The sequence below is a fragment of the Streptomyces sp. NPDC040610 genome, assembly GCF_055594065.1.
This window is the reverse complement of record NZ_JBVIXA010000001.1, coordinates 17,645-32,858: the sequence shown is the minus strand read 5'-3', so window position 1 is coordinate 32,858 and position 15,214 is coordinate 17,645. Positions and strand designations below refer to the sequence as shown.

General features: G+C 71.6%; 13 protein-coding genes. 6 read left to right on the top strand and 7 right to left on the bottom strand.

All coding sequences use genetic code 11. The features are described 5' to 3' along the window. Window positions 1-26: 26 nt before the first annotated feature. Complete coding sequence (locus ACZ6AA_RS00150; protein ID WP_468450326.1) at window positions 27-824, top strand: SAM-dependent methyltransferase; 798 nt, start codon at window positions 27-29, stop codon at window positions 822-824. Window positions 825-851: 27 nt separating this feature from the next. On the opposite strand, the gene ACZ6AA_RS00145 is transcribed toward ACZ6AA_RS00150, so the two are convergent. Then, window positions 852-2,579: a trypsin-like serine peptidase gene (locus tag ACZ6AA_RS00145; protein ID WP_471455646.1), complete on the bottom strand. Its 1,728-nt coding sequence runs from the start codon at window positions 2,577-2,579 to the stop codon at window positions 852-854. A gap of 218 nt (window positions 2,580-2,797) precedes the next feature. Here ACZ6AA_RS00145 and ACZ6AA_RS00140 point away from each other — a divergent pair, with 218 nt between their 5' ends. Further along, the gene (locus ACZ6AA_RS00140) at window positions 2,798-3,301 is read left to right on the top strand and encodes a hypothetical protein (RefSeq protein ID WP_471455645.1); all 504 of its coding nucleotides are present in this window, start codon (window positions 2,798-2,800) and stop codon (window positions 3,299-3,301) included. Window positions 3,302-3,340: 39 nt separating this feature from the next. Here ACZ6AA_RS00140 and ACZ6AA_RS00135 read toward each other — a convergent pair whose 3' ends face one another. Together ACZ6AA_RS00135 and lysS are read right to left on the bottom strand one after the other, a co-directional pair. After that, window positions 3,341-3,544 (bottom strand): hypothetical protein, encoded by a 204-nt coding sequence (locus tag ACZ6AA_RS00135; protein ID WP_468450320.1) that lies wholly within the window; start codon window positions 3,542-3,544, stop codon window positions 3,341-3,343. Between the two features lie 158 nt (window positions 3,545-3,702). Then, on the bottom strand, window positions 3,703-5,451 hold the full coding sequence (gene lysS, locus ACZ6AA_RS00130; RefSeq protein WP_468480310.1) for a lysine--tRNA ligase: 1,749 nt from the start codon (window positions 5,449-5,451) through the stop codon (window positions 3,703-3,705). A 224-nt stretch (window positions 5,452-5,675) separates the two neighbouring features. On the opposite strand from lysS, the gene argS reads away from it, so the two are divergent. Continuing rightward, window positions 5,676-7,439: an arginine--tRNA ligase gene (argS, locus tag ACZ6AA_RS00125; protein ID WP_468450316.1), complete on the top strand. Its 1,764-nt coding sequence runs from the start codon at window positions 5,676-5,678 to the stop codon at window positions 7,437-7,439. Between the two features lie 18 nt (window positions 7,440-7,457). Here argS and ACZ6AA_RS00120 read toward each other — a convergent pair whose 3' ends face one another. Next, the gene (locus ACZ6AA_RS00120; protein WP_468480309.1) at window positions 7,458-8,660 is read right to left on the bottom strand and encodes an aminotransferase-like domain-containing protein; all 1,203 of its coding nucleotides are present in this window, start codon (window positions 8,658-8,660) and stop codon (window positions 7,458-7,460) included. A gap of 149 nt (window positions 8,661-8,809) precedes the next feature. After that, entirely contained in the window at window positions 8,810-10,336 is a 1,527-nt protein-coding gene (locus ACZ6AA_RS00115) for a helix-turn-helix domain-containing protein (protein WP_471455644.1), read from the bottom strand. A gap of 224 nt (window positions 10,337-10,560) precedes the next feature. On the opposite strand from ACZ6AA_RS00115, the gene ACZ6AA_RS00110 reads away from it, so the two are divergent. From ACZ6AA_RS00110 to ACZ6AA_RS00100, 3 genes are all read left to right on the top strand, one after another. Next, a complete protein-coding gene (locus ACZ6AA_RS00110) occupies window positions 10,561-11,277 on the top strand; it encodes a DUF4232 domain-containing protein (RefSeq protein WP_468480307.1) in 717 nt (238 codons plus the stop codon). Window positions 11,278-11,377: 100 nt separating this feature from the next. After that, the gene (locus tag ACZ6AA_RS00105) at window positions 11,378-11,914 is read left to right on the top strand and encodes a DUF4232 domain-containing protein (protein WP_468450308.1); all 537 of its coding nucleotides are present in this window, start codon (window positions 11,378-11,380) and stop codon (window positions 11,912-11,914) included. A gap of 181 nt (window positions 11,915-12,095) precedes the next feature. After that, window positions 12,096-13,022, top strand: coding sequence for an NAD(P)-dependent oxidoreductase (locus tag ACZ6AA_RS00100; RefSeq protein WP_468450306.1), 927 nt, complete (start codon window positions 12,096-12,098; stop codon window positions 13,020-13,022). 27 nt (window positions 13,023-13,049) lie between these two features. Here the strand turns inward: ACZ6AA_RS00100 and ACZ6AA_RS00095 are convergent, their stop codons facing one another. After that, complete coding sequence (locus tag ACZ6AA_RS00095) at window positions 13,050-14,042, bottom strand: zinc-binding dehydrogenase (RefSeq protein ID WP_468450304.1); 993 nt, start codon at window positions 14,040-14,042, stop codon at window positions 13,050-13,052. A 103-nt stretch (window positions 14,043-14,145) separates the two neighbouring features. Then, a complete protein-coding gene (hemB, locus tag ACZ6AA_RS00090) occupies window positions 14,146-15,135 on the bottom strand; it encodes a porphobilinogen synthase (RefSeq protein ID WP_468450302.1) in 990 nt (329 codons plus the stop codon). Window positions 15,136-15,214: the final 79 nt, after the last annotated feature.

Genomic DNA, 15,214 nt, shown 5'->3' with positions numbered 1-15,214 from the left:
ACTCGACGACCGCCGAGGAGCCCCCCATGAGCGAGCACATCGCAGACCGCCACGAGCCGTCGGCCGCCGCTGACGGAGGGGTGAGCAGCGCACGGTTCTGGAACGCCGCACAGGGCGGCAAGGACAACTACGAGCGCGACCGGCAGGCCGTCGAGGCGGTCGAGGCGATAGCCCCCGGCATCACCGCCGACGCCCGCTCCGCCCGCCAGTTCCTGCGCCGCACCGTCCGCTGGGCCGCCGCCGACGCGGGCGTCACCCAGTACCTGGACCTCGGCTCCGGCCTCCCGCTGGAGCCCGACATCCACCAGATCGTCAGCCGCCACCAGCCCGACGCGCGCGTGCTGTACGTCGACAACGACCCCGTCGTCCTCGCGCACCAGGGCGCCTACCAGGACCCGCCCCTGAGCAGCTACATCGACGCCGACATGCGCGACACCGACACCGTCATGAGCCATGTCGCCGAGTGCTTCGACCTCGGCAAGCCCGTGATGCTGACCTTCAGCAGCGTCCTGGGCCACTTCTCGGACGAGGAGGCGCACGGAGTCATCGGACGCCTCCTCGAACGGCTCGCCCCCGGCAGCTGCCTCATGCTCAGCCACGACATCCCCACGCCGTCCATCATCAAGGCGTGCGAGGTCTATTCGGCCGCGCCCGGCGCCCTGCCGTACCAGCCCCGCACCATCGAGCAGTTGCTGCGGTTCTTCGAGGGCATGGACATCGTCGAGCCGGGCCTCGTGCCCCTCTTCGAGTGGCGCCCGGACGACGCCACCGAGATCACCGAGATCATGGGGTACGGCGCCGTCGGCCGCCTCAAGTCGGCCTAGGGCGGCACACAGGACAGCAAGAACCCCTCAACGTGCCTTCGGCGGAACGATGTTGCGCTCGGCGCCGAGCTTGGTGCCGGTGTCGGCGTAGAGCGCGACCTCCCCGTCGCTCCAGCGCACGATCAGGTCGTCGGGGCGTCCGTTGGCGGTGTAGTTGCCCGCGGTCATCGCCTTGGCGTGCTTCCACAGGGCGTTGGGTGCCTGCATCCGCGTCTCCTTGCCGAGGCCGGAGGCGCTCACGTCCTGGTAGAGGGTGCGTTCGCCGTCGGTCCAGCGGACGATGACGTCCCAGTTCTTGGTGCCGGTGAAGTCGCCGCTGGTGAGCAGGGTGGCGTGCTTCCAGGTGCCGTTGGGCTTCTGGAGCCTGTGCTCCTTCTTGAAGCCGCGGCCGCCGACGTCGCCGTAGAGGGTGACCTCGCCGTCGCTCCAGCGCACGACGACGTCGTCGGTCCGCTTGTTGGCGGTGAAGCGGCCCGCGGTGATCTGGCCGGCGTGCTTCCAGACGGACTGGGGGGCGGCGAGCTTGATCTCCCGGCCGAATCCGGTGGGGCTCACGTCCGGGTGGAGGGTGACCTCGCCGTCGGACCAGCGCACCATGAGGTCGGAGCGTTTGGTGCCGGTGAAGTCGCCGCCGGTGATGGTCGTGGCGTGCTTCCAGGTGCTGTTGGCGGCCTTGAGCCGCCGTTCGCCGGAGAACCCGCCCTTGCCGTTGCCGGTGTAGAGGGTGACCTCGCCGTCGGCCCACACGACGAGCAGGTCGGCCTTCCCGTCACCGGTGTAGTCGCCGGAGGCCATCTGCTTGGCGTGCTGCCAGGTCTCGCCGGTGCCGGGGCTGTACGGCAGCGGCGGGCGCTTGACCGCGGCGACGTTGTCGACGGCGTCCTTGTAGAGCTTGAACACCTCGTTGTCGTAGTACGGGCTGTAGGAGACGTCGGAGGTGGCTCCGCCGCCGCCCACACCGCCGAGATTGCCGACGACCTGGCCGGTCTTCGTCCTCTCGTCGTAGTTCAGCAGCCAGGGGCTGCCGGACGTGCCGCCGTGGAACCCGCCGCACTTCATGCGCAGTTGCTTGTACCCGGTCAGCCGCGTGGTCCTCGTGCGGCACTTGATCGCCTGGTCCTTGGGGTCGTGCCTCACCCGTGGATAGCCGATGACGTCGACCCGCACGTCGTACGAGGGTGTCCGCGTGAGGGTGTTGGCGCCGGTGACCTGCTCGACCTGGCGGCCGAGCTTGTCGGGCCTGACGGTCGCGAAGGCGAAGTCGAGGTTCGAGCCGGGGCCGGTGTCGGTGTGCCGCGGGTCCTTGAAGACCCGGTCGATCGCCCATATCCCGTGGGGCTGTCGGGACGCGGGCTTACCGGTGCGGTACTGCGGCACGAAGGCGTACTTGCTGCCGTTTCCGCAGTGCCCGGCGGTGAGGATCACATTGCCCTTGGGGCTGTGCACGACACTGGCCGTGCAGTGGTGCGAGGCCATGCCGTTGTCGACGTAGTAGAGCACGCCTATGGTCTTGGAGCCTTCGTAGTACGTCTCGGAGCTCGCCGCGTACCGCGCGGGGCCGAAGGCGCGGGCGCCGCGCTTCGCGGCCCCGGTGTCGGCGCCGCCCGGCGTCCCGCCCTCGGCGGCCGGCGGCGGGGTCGCCGACTCCATGCGCGCGGACGTCCAGAAGTCCTCCGCGGCCTCAACCGTCCATTGTTCCTTGCTCTCCGCAGCGGATGCGGTGGTCGCCAGCGCGGCGAGCAATACGCCACCCACCCCCACGGCGACCGTACGGAGCCGACGAGAAATACGCACAACAAACCTTCTGTTACTGGGTTTTGGACACCTCGCCCGGCACGGACTCGCGCACGTTCCGAATAGCCGCGCGGCCGTGGTCAAATGGCCGCGCGGAAACCCCCCTGGGTAGGATCGCGACGAACGGATCCTGCGACCCGGAATCAACTCCGGTTGTCCGAACCTGAGGACTGCATCCTATGACACGCAAATACGCCGCCGTCGGAGCTTTCACGCTCGCGCTTTCCCTGGCGGCCATTCCGGGCGCTGTCGCGGATTCGGACGGAAATGGCGAACTGACCGTCGCGCCGGGCTCGGTACCGCCCGGCGGCCGGGTCAAGCTGTCGACGGTGAACCCGGAGCTCGACGACGGCGCGACCGTGCGGTCCGAGGCGTTCACGGGGGCGGTGGAGCTGGAGTCCACGGGCAAGGTCTCGCTGGAGGCGCACGCCACGGTCCGCTGCGACGCCGAACCCGGCACCTACACCGTCCGTTTCGCCGAGCCGGTGCACCCCGGCGAGGACACGAAGGCCGGAAAGGTGACCGTCGAGGCGGGCGGGTCGGCCGACGGCTCCCGGTGCGTCGAGGAGGCCCGGGCCGACGAGGAGTCGCACACGACGACCGTCGTCGCCGTCACAGCGGGCGCGGTCGCCGTGGCCGCCGCGGGCACCTTCCTCGTCGTACGACGCAGGCGACGCTCCTAGCCGACCGGCCGCGCCGACCGGTGCCGCGGCCGACGGCCCCTAGCGCCGGGCCCGCGTCCTGCCCTGCTCCCCGTAGAAGGCCAGCGCGGCTCCGACGGCGAGCAGCACGGCGTACCCGGCGGTGGGCACGTCCCACCACTTGTGGATCAGGCCCCAGGGGTTCTCCCCGAAGAGGCGTCCCGCGAGCCCGAGCCCGCCCTGCACTCCGACGACCCAGCCGATGATGCTGATGATTTCCTTCATGCATCAAGGATCACCGGCTCGACCTGCCATGACGTCGTGCCCGGGGCCGAATCCGGGGTAGTCCGAAGGATGCACAGGGCGGCAGCGCGCGAAAGGGGGCGGGTCCGAAACGGACCCGCCCCCTTCGCTCTGTGCCTGAGCGCCCCCAGGCGTATCCCCTAGGCGCCGAGCAGCTTGCGCACCCGCTCCGCCCCCACCGCGAGCAGCAGCGTGGGCAGGCGCGGCCCGGTGTCCCGGCTCACGAGCAGGTGGTACAGGAGCGCGAAGAACGTCCGCTGGGCCGTCTTGATCTCCGGCGGCAGCTCCTTGGGCCCGGCGTCGGCGGCGAAGCCCGCGCGGACCTTGGGGACGCCGTAGACGAGGTGGGTCAGGCCGTCCAGGGACCAGTGCGAGTCCAGGCCGTCCAGGAGCAGCCGCAGCGACTCGCGGCCCTCCTCGTCGAGGGAGCCGAGCAGTTCCTTGTCGGGCTCGTCCCGCACGACCGTGCGCTGGTCGGCCGGGACGTGCGTGTTGATCCAGGCCTCGGCCTTGTCGAGCCGGGGCCGCGCCTCGTCGAGGGAGGCCAGCGGGTCGGCCGGGTCCAGCTCGGACAGGATGCGCAGCGTCTGGTCCTCGGCCCCGGCGGTGATGTCGGCGACGGAGGCGAGCGTGCGGTACGGCAGCGGGTGCGCCGTCGTCGGCAGCGGTCCGGCGGCGGTGCCCACGGCGCGCGTGTACGCGGCGGCGTCGGCGGGCAGCGCGGAGCCGTCGGCGACCTTCGCGGCGAGCTTGTCCCACTCGTCGTAGAGCCGCTGGATCTCCTGGTCGAAGGCGATCTTGAAGGACTGGTTGGGCCTGCGGCGGGCGTACAGCCAGCGCAGCAGCGGCGCTTCCATGATCTTCAGGGCGTCGGCCGGGGTGGGCACGCCACCGCGCGACGAGGACATCTTGGCCATGCCGCTGATGCCCACGAAGGCGTACATGGGGCCGATCGGCTGCACCCCGTCGAAGATCTGCCGCACGATCTGCCCGCCGACGACGAACGACGAGCCGGGCGAGGAGTGGTCCACGCCGGACGGCTCGAAGATCACGCCCTCGTAGGCCCAGCGCATCGGCCAGTCGACCTTCCAGACCAGCTTGCCGCGGTTGAACTCGCTCAGCCGCACGGTCTCCTCGAAGCCGCACGCCGTGCAGACGTAGGCCAGCTCCGTGGAGTCGTCGTCGTAGGAGGTGACGGTGGTCAGGTCCTTGCCGCACTGGCCGCAGTAGGGCTTGTACGGGAAGTACCCGCTGGAGCCGCCGCTGCCGTCGTCCTCGCTGGCCGCGCCGGAGCCCTCCGCGGCCTCCAGCTCGGCCTCGTCGGCGGGCTTCTGCTGCTTCTTGCCCTTGGCCGGGTCCTTCTTGGTGCGGTACTGGTCGAGGATCGCGTCGATGTCGGCGCGGTGCCGCATCGCGTGCAGGATCTGCTCGCGGTACGCCCCCGAGGTGTACTGCTCGGTCTGGCTGATGCCGTCGAACTCGACGCCGAGGTCGGCCAGGGACGCGGCCATCGCGGCCTTGAAGTGCTCGGCCCAGTTCGCGTACGCCGACCCCGCGGGCGCGGGCACCGACGTCAGCGGCCTGCCGATGTGCTCGGCCCAGGACTCGTCGACGCCCGGGACGCCGGCCGGGACCTTGCGGTACCGGTCGTAGTCGTCCCAGGAGATCAGGTGCCGGACCTGGTGGCCGCGGCGGCGGATCTCGTCGGCGACCAGGTGCGGGGTCATGACCTCGCGCAGATTGCCCAGGTGGATGGGGCCGGAGGGGGACAGGCCGGAGGCGACCGTAACCGGTTTGCCCGGGGCACGACGCTCCGACTCGGCGATGACCTCGTCCGCGTAGCGGGAGACCCAGTCGGTGGTATCGGTGCTCTGAGCCACGATCGGCACGTCCTCTTGTTCCTCGGGATTCAGGGAATCTGGCGTAAGCCATTGTCCCAGACGGAAGGACTCGGTCCGGGGTTGCGCCCAGCGCGGCTGACCGACCTGCTTTTCCGGCTGGGGGTCCGGGGGTCATCCCCCGGGAAGACGCAGTATGGAGGCGAACCGGCGTCCCTCCCCATGGGACACTTGACGCTCACCCTGATGCACGCCATTTACCAGAACGGAAGCTCATGGCCCCGGTCACGTCCCTCGCCGCATCCGTCCACCAGCGTCTCGCGGACGCCCTCTCGGCAGCCCTGCCGGAGGCCGCCCCCGCGGACCCGCTGCTGCGACGCAGCGACCGGGCGGACTTCCAGGCCAACGGCATCCTCGCGCTCGCGAAGAAGGCGAAGGCCAACCCGCGGGACCTGGCCACGCAGGTCGTCGAGAAGATCACCAACGGTGACCTGCTGGCCGACGTCGAGGTGTCGGGCCCCGGCTTCCTGAACGTCACGGTCACCGACCGGGCGATCACCGAGACCCTCGCCGCCCGCGCCGCCGACGGCGACCGCCTCGGCGTGCCGCTCAAGGACGAGCCGGGCACGACGGTCATCGACTACGCCCAGCCGAACGTGGCCAAGGAGATGCACGTCGGCCACCTGCGCTCCGCGGTGATCGGCGACGCCCTGCGGCAGATGCTGGACTTCACCGGCGAGAAGACGATCGGCCGCCACCACATCGGCGACTGGGGCACCCAGTTCGGCATGCTCATCCAGTACCTGATCGAGCACCCCGACGAGCTGTCCCCGGAGACCGACACCGACGGCGACCAGGCCATGTCGAACCTGAACCGGGTCTACAAGGCCTCGCGCGCGGTCTTCGACGCCGACGAGGCGTTCAAGGAGCGGGCCCGCAAGCGGGTCGTCGCCCTGCAGTCCGGCGACAAGGAGACCCTCGACCTGTGGCAGCGGTTCGTGGACGAGTCGAAGGTCTACTTCTACTCGGTCTTCGAGAAGCTGGACATGGAGGTCCGCGACGAGGAGATCGTCGGCGAGTCCGCGTACAACGACATGATGCCGGAGACGGCCCGCCTCCTTGAGGAGTCCGGTGTCGCCGTCCGCTCCGACGGCGCGCTCGTCGTCTTCTTCGACGAGATCCGCGGCAAGGACGACCAGCCGGTGCCGCTGATCGTGCAGAAGGCCGACGGCGGCTTCGGGTACGCGGCCTCCGACCTCTCCGCGATCCGCGACCGCGTCGTCGGGCTGCACGCCACGTCGCTCCTGTACGTCGTGGACGTACGCCAGTCGCTGCACTTCCGCATGGTCTTCGAGGCGGCCCGCCGGATGGGCTGGCTGAACGACGACGTCACCGCGCACAACATGGGCTACGGCACGGTGCTCGGCGCGGACGGCAAGCCGTTCAAGACGCGTGAGGGCAAGACGGTGCGCCTGGAGGACCTCCTCGACGAGGCCGTCGAGCGGGCCACGGCGGTCGTGCGCGAGAAGGCCGAGAAGGTCGGCCTGACCGAGCAGGAGATCATCGAGAACGGCCGGTACGTCGGCATCGGCGCCGTGAAGTACGCCGACCTCTCCACCTCGGCGAACCGCGACTACAAGTTCGACCTGGACCAGATGGTCTCCCTCAACGGCGACACGTCGGTCTACCTCCAGTACGCCTACGCCCGCATCAAGTCGATCCTGCGCAGGGCCGAGGGCACGGGCCCCGTCGCCCACGCCGAGGTCGCACTCGCCCCGGCGGAGCGGGCCCTCGGCCTGCACCTGGACGCGTTCGGCGAGGTCCTCGCGGACGCGACGGCGGAGTACGCCCCGCACAAGCTCGCCGCGTACCTGTACCAACTGGCGTCGCTGTACACGACGTTCTACGACCAGTGCCCGGTCCTCAAGGCGGACACCCCGGCCCAGGTCGAGAACCGCCTGTTCCTCTGCGACCTCACGGCCCGCACCCTCCACCAGGGCATGACCCTCCTGGGCATCCGCACCCCGGAACGCCTGTAACCACCCCGGCGGGGGCTGTCACGACAGCCCCCCCCGAAGCCGCCGCAGGCCTTCGGCGATCTCCTCGGGCGTCTGGGTCACGAAGCACAGCCGCAGGGTCCGCGGGTCCGGCGCCCCGCCATAGAACGGCGCCCCCGGCACATAGGCCACGTTGTGCCCCACGACCCCCGGCAACCGCTCCGTCGCGTCGTACCCCTCAGGCAGCCGCACCCAAAGAAACATCCCGCCCTCGGGCCGATTCCACTCCGCCCCGGCGGGCAACGCGTCCCCGAGCCCCGCGAGCATCGCGTCCCGCCGCTCCCGGTACACCCCGGCCACCCGCCCCACATGCGCGTCCAGGTCGTACCGCTCCAAGTACCAGGCGGCGGCAAGCTGATTGACGGTGGGCGTATGCAGATCGGCGGCCTGCTTGGCGATGGCGCAGGCCCGCCGCAGCGCGGCCGGCGCCCGCAGCCACCCGAGCCGCAGCCCCGGCGCCATGACCTTGGAGAAGCTCCCGAGGACCACGGTCCGGTCCTCACCGCCCGCCCGGGAGGCGATCCACGGCACCCGCTCCCCCTCGAACCGCAGCTCCCCGTAAGGGTCGTCCTCGATGATCCACAGGCCGCGCCGGGCGGCGACCTCGGCGACGGCCGTGCGCCGCCCGAGGGGCAGGGTCCGCCCGGTCGGGTTCTGGAAGGTGGGCACGGTGTAGAGCAGCTTGGCCCGGTGCTCGGCGACGAGCGCGTCGAGGGCTTCCGGGTCGACGCCGTCGGCGTCGCCGGGCACGGGCACGACGTGCGCCCCGGCGAAGGCGAAGACCTGGAGGGCGGCGAGGTAGCAGGGGTTCTCGACGAGGACGGTGTCGCCGGGTTCGACGAGGGCGGTGGCGAGCAGCGAGAGGGCCTGCTGCGACCCGGTGGTGACGAGGATGTCGTCGGCGCCGGTGGCGAGGCCCCGGGCGGTGTACCGCTCGGCGACGGCCCCGCGCAGCGCGGGCTCGCCCTCGGTCGTCGAGTACTGCAGGGCACGGCCGGGCGCGTCGGCGAGGACGGCCTGGTACGCGGCGGCGACCCCCTTCGCGTCGAAGAGTTCGGGCGCGGGCAGGCCGCCCGCGAAGTTGATGACCTCGGGCCGGGCGGTGACCGCGAGGATGTCCCGTACCGGCGAGCCCCCGATCGCGGCGGCACGCGCGGCGAGCGGCGGCGTGGGGGCGGCGGTGGCACGGCTGGTGACGGTCATCGTGGGTCCCTCCCGGTACGTGGGTCACGGCAGGGTAGACATGGGAGCGCCGCCCGCGACACCCCTTTCGGAATGCGGACGCCGGGGCTCCACGACGGCCCCGGTCTCCCCGGCCCCGCGGCCTCCGACGGGCCCCGGGCGCAGCCCGCTCAGCCCTGGTCGGACGTCTGCGGCTCCTCCCTGCTCCACTTCGTGGCACCGTTCGGCCACTTGTACTCCGGGCGCCCCCGGTCCGAGCTGGTGCGGAACGGCTTGCCCGCGTCGTCGATCCGGAGGACCCCGCTGCGCCCGCCGCTCGACCACTGCAGGTTCAGGGACCACAGCGCGTCGTAGTTCTTGGTGTCGACCTCGACGTAGAAGACCTCGGGGTCGGACTCGCTCACCTTGTACGGGAAGTTCCGCTGCCCGGCCTTGGGGACGGCCGTGGGATGGGCCGCGTCGAGGTCGACGCCGAAGGACTTCGTGCCCACGGGGCCGCCGCAGCCGTTGCCCGACTGGTAGCTGTTCCACTTGAGCGGCGCGCTCTTGCGCCGCACGTCGACGTCGAGGCGTTCCAGTACGACGGTGTCCTCGCCGGTGCCCTGGAGGGTGACCTCGACGAACCCGCCGGCGGCCTGGACCCCGCCCATGGCCCGCACCCAGGTCGGCGCCTCCCGCTCGGAGGGCGGCTGGAGCACCTCGCCCGGTTCCCGGTCGATGAGGAAGTTCTGGGCGCACGGGTTCGGGTAGTAGGGGAAGGGGCGTACGCGGGCGGTGACGGGGGTGCCCTTCGCGGCGCCGGACGAGCCGGTGCCGGGTCGGCCGCCGCCCGAGGACGGGCCGCCCTTGTCCCGGTCGTCCTTCCCTTCGCTCCCCTCGCCCTTCCCTTTCGCCTTGTCCTTGTCGCCCTTCTTGCCCTTGTCGTCCGGGTCCTCCTTGGCGGAGGGTGTGGCGGACGGCTTCTTGTCCGGGTTCCGCCCCGTCCCGGACGGAGCCTCGTCCGCCGTGGGCAGGGTCCGGTCGACTGCCTTGTCGTGCCCGCCGTCCGAGCCGCCGGACGCGTTCTGCAGCGCGAGCGCGGTGCCGCCGAGGGCGAGGACGACGCCGACGGCACCGACGACGGCGAGCTGGCGGCGGCGCAGGCGGGACAGGCGGCCGCCTCGGCGTGCCCGGGTGGCGGGGGTGCCGGGGGCGGGGGTGCGGGAGACGGGGGAGAGCTCGGGTTCGGGGTGGGGGTCGGGGTCCGGGTCGGGCGGGTCGGGCCGGAATGCGGCGGCGGCTTCGGTGGGGGCGGTGGCCTCCGCGGGCTCGACGGCCTCCACGGGCTCGACAGGCTCGTCGGCCGCGACGGGCTCACGTGCCTCGTCGGCCCCGGCGAACTCAGCAGCCCCAGAAACCTCAGCCCCCGCAGCAGCCCCTTCAGCCTCTGCGGCCCCCGCGGCCCCCTCGGGCTTCCGCCCCCGCGACACATCCGCCACGATCCACCGCCGGTGCAGCTCCACCAGCTCGTCGGGGCTGGCCTTGCAGAGTCTGCCGAGGCGCTCGACCGGCGCGAACTCCGTCGGCACGGCGGTGCCGTTCACGTACCGGTGCAGTGTCGACGTACTCACATGCAGCCGTTTGGCGAGGACTCCGTAGCTGAGCCCCGACCGGTCCTTCAATTCCCGCAGCAGCGCCGCGAGATCACCCGACCCCACGCTTCCTCCACCCCTGTCCGCCATTCCAGCCGACCGTTCCAAGGAACCCCTGTTCCCGCAGGTCACAGCCGGTGCGAGCGTTCCAGTGTCCCTCGTTGTCCAGCCGCTCTGGCCACCGGGACAACACGCCGCACAAGCTTGGGTCATCCAAGCACGCCGCCCCCGCCAAGTCCTCGGAGCGGCGCACGTCGCTCCGGTCACATTCCCGAAGGAAGAGATCACCCATGCCTGCCTCCGCCCGCCGCCCCCGTACTCGCCTGTTCGCCGCCGCGACGCTCGCCATCGCCGCGCTCTCGCTCACCGCCTGCGGCAACGACGACGCGTCCGGAACGCGGGACGAAGGCGCCGCGAACTCCTCGTCCACCGCCGAGGATTCCTCCGCGGGCAAGGGGAAGAGCGAGTCGGGGGAGGCGCTCGGCGGCACCGATTCCGGCGGCGGCTCCGGCGGCTCCGGCAGCGAGGGCTCCGGCTCGTCCGGCGCCGGCGAGAACACGGGCGGCGGCGCGGGTTCCGATCCGGACGACCCCGCGAACCGCGTCCCGTGCACCGCCGACAACACCTCGGCCGCCGCGACGCCGGTGTCCCGCCCCCTCAACTACATGCTGATCACGATCACCAACACCGGCTCCAAGATGTGCGACCTGAACGGCTATCCGATCCTCAAGTTCGACGGCGCCCAGTCGGTGCCGCCGGTCATCGAGGACAGCAAGCCGCAGGCGGTCACCTCGCTCAAGCCGGGAGCCAAGGGCTACGCGGCCGCGATCCTCTCGGCGGGCGACGGCAGCGGCGGCGAGGGCCGCACCGCGCAGAGCCTCCAGATCGGCTTCCAGGGCAGCGACAAGTTCACCGACGCGGCGCTCCAGGCCCGGGGCGTGCACATCGACGACAAGCTGCGCGTCACGTACTGGGTGAGCGACTCGGCGGACGCGCTCACGTCCTGAAGCACCAGCGTCCTGGCGTACCGCCGTCCTGACGTACCACCACCCCGAATCCCGACCGACTCCACACACTCACACCCGAACCAAGAGAAGAAGGCACCCCATGCGCACCACTCTCCGCACCCGCACCGTCACCACCGCCCTCGCCCTGACCGCGGCCCTCTCCGTCCCGGCCTTCGCGGGCAGCGCGGCCGCGAGCGGCACCGGCGCCGAGGCGGCCCCGGTCACCTGCACGGCCGCCAACACCAAGGTGACGGTGAAGAAGGTCGACCGCCCCGTGAACCACCTGCTCCTGCGGGCCAAGAACACCGGCACCAAGACCTGTTACGCCTACCACGCCCCGTTCCTGCGCTTCGGCCAGTCGCAAGCCGCGACCTCCGTCCTGCGCGACAGCGTGCCGCAGGCCGTGGTCACCCTGAAGCCGGGCAAGTCGGCGTACGCGGGCATCCGCACGGAGTCCCCCGAGGGCACCGACGGCTTCAAGACCAAGAAGCTCGGGGTGCTCTTCTCCAACCGCGCGATGAACGGCGGCGCCGGCAGCATGACCAAGCCGAAGCTGCCCGCCGGGGGCGTGTACGTGGACAGCTCGGCGTTCGTCACGTACTGGCAGTCCACGTCGGCCGCCGCGCTGGACTGGTAGCCCCCGGGCCGTCGAACGGCCACCGCTCACTTACCTTTTGGTGAGTACCGCACAAAATAGTCGGTACTTGTCGGTGAGTGCGGGCACGGCGAGGATCGAGGTGTTCCCCGGAACACCTCAGCGAGAACAGCGAGACCGGCGCGCTCAGCGCCCTCTCCGCACCACCCTCGAAGGAGCCCCCGTGCCCGCCACCGACCACACCCCGAGCAACCACCCCGTCTCCGTCCTCGGCCTCGGCCTGATGGGCTCCGCCCTGGCCTCGGCCCTGCTGAAGGCGGGCCACCCCACGACGGTCTGGAACCGCACGGCGGCGAAGACAGGACCGCTCGTCGCACAGGGCGCGACCCCGGCCGACACCCCTGCGGCCGGGGTCACCGCGAGCCCCCTCGTGATCGCCTGCCTGACGACGAACGACAGCGTGCGCGAGCTGTTCGCGCCGCTCGCCGCGGAGCTGCGCGGCCGCACCCTGGTGAACCTCACCAACGGAACGCCGTCCCAAGCACGGGAGTTGGCGGCCTGGGCGCGGGAACACGGGATCGCCTACGTCGACGGCGGCATCATGGCCGTACCGCAGATGATCGCGGGCCCGGGCGCGTACATCCTCTACAGCGGCGACGAGGAGGCGTACGCGCGGCATCGCGACACGCTCGCCGCGCTGGCCGACACCAAGTGGGTCGGCGCCGACGCGGGCCTCGCCGCCCTGTGGGACCTGGCCCTGCTGACCGGCATGTACGGCATGGCCCTCGGCGTCGCCCAGGCCTACGCGCTGACCGGCAGCGCGGGCGTGCCCGCGAAGGACTTCGCGCCGCTCCTCGCGGACTGGGTCGTCGCGATGACCCAGGGGGTCGTGCACGGCACGGCCGAGGCCATCGAGTCCGGGCAGCACCTCACGGACGTGTCCAACCTGGAGATGAACCTGGCGGTGCTGCCCAACTTCACCGACACGTTCGCCGAACTCGGCGTCAGCGACCCGGTGTTCACGCCACTGCGGCCGCTCCTGGAGCGCGCGGTCGCGCAGGGGCACGGCGCGGACGGCCTGTCCCGGATCGTCGACCTGCTCAGGTCCCCCGAACCGGTCGAGGCTGCCGCGCCGGTCAGCACCCCGTAGGGCACGAAGGCCCGGGCCGCCACGGCGTCACGGGACCAGCACCACCTTGCCGGTCGTCTCCCGCCGCTCCAACGCCGCGTGCACCTCGGCGGCGTGGGCCAGCGGGAACGACTGGACGGCGGGGGTGAGCCGCCCCGCGGCGGCTGCGGCGAGGGCGCGCCGCTCCTGGTCGGGCCGCGCCTCGGGGCTCGCAAGGAGCTCCAACAGGGCGTTCCGGTACGTGATGCCGCGCTCGGCGAGCACCGCGCCACCGGGCACGAACTCCACCTGCGACGCGGACCCGATGGACACGAACCGCCCGCCGTCGGCGAGCAGTTCGAACGCGGTGGCGGCCTTCTCCCCGCCCACCCCGTCGAGGACGACGGTGACGCGCCGCCCGCCGATCCGCGCGCGCACCTCGTCGCCCCACCCGTCCTCGTCGTAGTCGACACCGATCACCTCGGCACCGCCCCCGCCCCCGAGCTTGCGCACGGCGGCGACCTTGCCGGGCCCACCCGCCGCACCCACAACCGTGGCCCCCATCTCGTGCGCGTACTGCACCACGAGCCGCCCCACGCCCCCGGCGGCGGACGTCACCAACACCACGTCGTCGGGGCGCAGTTCGGCGACATCGAGCAGCCCCATGGTGGTGGCCCCCGTGACCACCATCGCCACGGCGGCCTCGAATCCAAGGCCCTCGGGCACCGCGTGCAGCTCCTCCACCCCGGCGACGGCCAGCTCCGCGTACCCGCCAGGGCCGCCCCGCGCCGTCACCACACCCCGCCCGAGCCACTCCTGCCCCACGCCGGGGCCCACCGAGTCGACCACCCCGGCGACCTCCCCGCCGAAGATCGCCGGCAACTCCGGCAGCGGCGGCGCGAGATCACTGGCGGCCCCCGCCCGCATCACGGTCTCGATGAAGTGCACGCCCGCGGCCCGCACCGCCACCCGCACCTGCCCGGGCCCTGGCACCGGGTCGGGCACGCTCTCGTACGAGAGATTCGCGGCGGGCCCGAACTCATGAAGAACAACGGCGTGCATCTGGTCCTCCCGGACGTGGGATCGAGTAGATGCCCCCACTCTCGAACCTCAACAGCGGTTGAAGTCAAGGGACTCCAACCGCTGTTCGCACCGCCGGGAACCGCTAGAGCTTGCGCGCCACCTCGGTGGCCCAGTAGGTGAGGATCATCTGCGCCCCGGCCCGCTTGATGCCGAGCAGCGACTCCATGATCGCCTGGTCCCGGTCGATCCACCCGCGCTCCGCCGCCGCCTCGATCATCGCGTACTCGCCGCTGATCTGGTACGCGGCCACGGGCACGTCGGACGCCTCGGCGACCTTGGCCAGGATGTCGAGGTAGGGGCCCGCGGGCTTGACCATCACCATGTCGGCGCCCTCTTCGAGGTCGAGCGCCAGCTCGCGCAGGGATTCACGGCTGTTCGCCGGGTCCTGCTGGTAGGTCTTGCGGTCGCCCTTGAGGGACGACCCGACGGCCTCGCGGAACGGCCCGAAGAACGCCGACGAGTACTTCACCGTGTAGGCGAGGATCGACACGTCCTCGTGCCCGGTCTGGTCGAGCGCGTCACGGACGACGCCGATCTGGCCGTCCATCATGCCGCTCGGGCCCACCACATGGGCGCCCGCGTCGGCCTGGACCTGCGCCATCTCGGCGTACCGCTCCAGGGTCGCGTCGTTGTCGACCCGGCCCTGCTCGTCCAGGACACCGCAGTGGCCGTGGTCGGTGAACTCGTCCAGGCACAGGTCGGACATGACGATCAGGTCGTCCCCGACCTCGGCCCGCACATCGCGCAGCGCGACCTGAAGGATCCCGTCCGGGTCGGTCCCGGCGGTGCCGAGCGCGTCCTTCTTCGACTCCTCCGGCACACCGAAGAGCATGATCCCGGAGACCCCCGCCTCGACCGCCTCCACAGCGGCCTTCTTCAGGGTGTCCCGGGTGTGCTGGAACACCCCCGGCATCGCCCCGATCGCGACGGGCTCACCGATGCCTTCCCGCACGAACGCGGGCAGCACCAGATCGGCCGGGTGCAGCCGCGTCTCGGCGACCATGCGCCGCATGACGGGGGAGGTACGCAGCCGCCGGGGCCGCGAACCGGGAAACGAACCGTACGTACTCATTGCAGAATCCACCTCACGGTAAATCGCGCTGCGCGCTTCGCCCTTCGGGCGCGCTCTTCGGCCCGCCTCGGCGAGGTAT

Excerpts from the sequence above, each read along its gene's own strand:
- ACZ6AA_RS00095 (WP_468450304.1), bottom strand. The coding sequence starts at position 14,042 with ATGCACGCCGTTGTTCTTCATGAGTTCGGGCCCGCCGCGAATCTCTCG.
- ACZ6AA_RS00120 (WP_468480309.1), bottom strand. The coding sequence starts at position 8,660 with ATGACCGTCACCAGCCGTGCCACCGCCGCCCCCACGCCGCCGCTCGCC.
- ACZ6AA_RS00140 (WP_471455645.1), top strand. The coding sequence starts at position 2,798 with ATGACACGCAAATACGCCGCCGTCGGAGCTTTCACGCTCGCGCTTTCC.
- ACZ6AA_RS00105 (WP_468450308.1), top strand. The coding sequence starts at position 11,378 with ATGCGCACCACTCTCCGCACCCGCACCGTCACCACCGCCCTCGCCCTG.
- ACZ6AA_RS00150 (WP_468450326.1), top strand. The coding sequence starts at position 27 with ATGAGCGAGCACATCGCAGACCGCCACGAGCCGTCGGCCGCCGCTGAC.
- argS (WP_468450316.1), top strand. The coding sequence starts at position 5,676 with ATGGCCCCGGTCACGTCCCTCGCCGCATCCGTCCACCAGCGTCTCGCG.
- ACZ6AA_RS00110 (WP_468480307.1), top strand. The coding sequence starts at position 10,561 with ATGCCTGCCTCCGCCCGCCGCCCCCGTACTCGCCTGTTCGCCGCCGCG.
- ACZ6AA_RS00135 (WP_468450320.1), bottom strand. The coding sequence starts at position 3,544 with ATGAAGGAAATCATCAGCATCATCGGCTGGGTCGTCGGAGTGCAGGGC.
- hemB (WP_468450302.1), bottom strand. The coding sequence starts at position 15,135 with ATGAGTACGTACGGTTCGTTTCCCGGTTCGCGGCCCCGGCGGCTGCGT.